Genomic DNA, 1699 nt, shown 5'->3' on the forward strand with positions numbered 1-1699 from the left:
CCGGCGGAAACGGGCCGGCCCGTTTCCGCCGGGCGGAAGGAGACCCTGGCCGGACGGTCCGGACGGACGCAGAATGTCGGCCATGTCATCCTCGCGCGTCCTCAGCCGTACGCAGGTCGGCATCGTCGGTGCCGGCCCGGCCGGACTCATGCTCTCCCATCTGCTCGCCCGTGCCGGGATCGACTCCGTCGCGGTCGATCTGCGCACCCGCCGGGAGATCGAGAAGACCCACCGCGCCGGGATCCTCGAACAGGACTCGGTCGACCTGCTGACCCGCACCGGCGTCTGCGACCGGGTGCACCGCGACGGCCACCGCCACGACGGGGTGGAACTCGCCTTCGGGGGAGGCACCCACCGGATCGACTTCCGGGACCTGGTCGGCGCCTCGACCCGGCTGTACCCCCAGACGGACGTCTTCATCGACCTCGCCGACGCCCGCGAACGCGACGGCGGCGACGTCCGCTTCGGCGTCACCGACGTGTCGGTGGACGGCCTCACCTCCGACACCCCGGTCATGCGCTTCACCGACGCCGACGGCGCCGCCCACGAGGTGCGCGCCGACTTCCTGGCGGGCGCCGACGGATCGCGCAGCCTGTGCCGCCGCGAGGTGCCGCGGGACCGGCGCACGCAGTACTTCCGCGCGTACCCGTTCGCCTGGTTCGGCATCCTCGCCCAGGCGCCGCCCAGTGCCCCGGAGCTGATCTACAACCACTCGCCGCGCGGCTTCGCGCTGATCAGCCGGCGCACCGAGACCCTCCAGCGGATGTACTTCCAGTGCGACCCCGCGGAGGACGCCGCCGCCTGGTCCGACGACCGGATCTGGGAGGAACTGCAGTCCCGGGTGGGGGCCAACGGACACACCCTCGCGGAGGGCCCGATCACCTCCAGGACGGTGCTCCCGTTCCGCAGCTTCGTCCAGGAGCCGATGCACCACGGGCGGCTGGTGCTCGCCGGCGACGCCGCGCACACGGTGCCGCCGACCGGAGCCAAGGGCCTCAATCTGGCGCTCGCCGACGTGCGGGTCCTGGCCGAGGAACTCGAGCGGGCGGTCGCGAGCGGTGACACCGCCCCGCTGGAGACCTACAGCGAGCGGGCGCTCGGCCGGGTCTGGAAGGCCCAGCACTTCTCGTACTGGATGACCACGATGCTGCACACCCTGCCCGGCGCCACCCCGTTCGACGTGCGGCGCCAGGAGGGCGAACTGGCCGCGGTGACCGGCTCGACCGCCGGCTCGACCTACCTCGCCGAGGCCTACACCGGCTGGCCGGAAGGGCGGTGACCGCGGAGCCGCCCCGCCGGGAACCGGTCGCCGGCCGGCCCGGCGAGGGCACCGCCGGCGCCCGGCCCGGCCGGGCGCACGCGGCCGGCACCGCGGGCCTCCGGACGAGGACGGGGTGACCCGGCGGCGGACATGCGGGCCGCCCGTGGGGAGTTCCCCCGACGCCCTGCCTCCCGTGTCGCCCCCGGTCCGCTCCGCCGTCGCACCGGCCGCGGCGGCACGCGGCAGCGCACCCGCCGGCCGGTGAGGCAGGGACGGGAGCAACAGCATTGCCGTGCAAGCCGGTTGAGGACGGTTCAGTGCTGCCGCAGGGGTGCTGATCAACGCCGGAACGCGGTGGAATGGAGGGGCCGGGGAAGGCGGGAACGCCTCGGGGAACCGGCCTGCGGAGGAAGCGGGAGCACCGCGCGGTGCTCCCGC

1 protein-coding gene is annotated in these 1699 nt (G+C 74.6%); it reads left to right on the forward strand.

Annotated features, from left to right (window positions below):
• The first annotated feature begins 82 nt into the window (after nt 1–82).
• Nucleotides 83–1279 carry a 4-hydroxybenzoate 3-monooxygenase gene (locus AOK18_RS23580; RefSeq protein ID WP_055695644.1) on the forward strand — a complete coding sequence of 399 codons (1197 nt, stop codon included), beginning with the start codon at nt 83–85 and terminating at the stop codon, nt 1277–1279.
• Nucleotides 1280–1699: the final 420 nt, after the last annotated feature.

It is taken from the genome of Streptomyces prasinopilosus (genome assembly GCF_001419695.1).
GTDB lineage: Bacteria > Actinomycetota > Actinomycetes > Streptomycetales > Streptomycetaceae > Streptomyces > Streptomyces prasinopilosus.

What these genes read in the sequence shown, in the direction of transcription:
- AOK18_RS23580 (WP_055695644.1), top strand. Translation starts at nt 83, where the DNA reads ATGTCATCCTCGCGCGTCCTCAGCCGTACGCAGGTCGGCATCGTCGGT.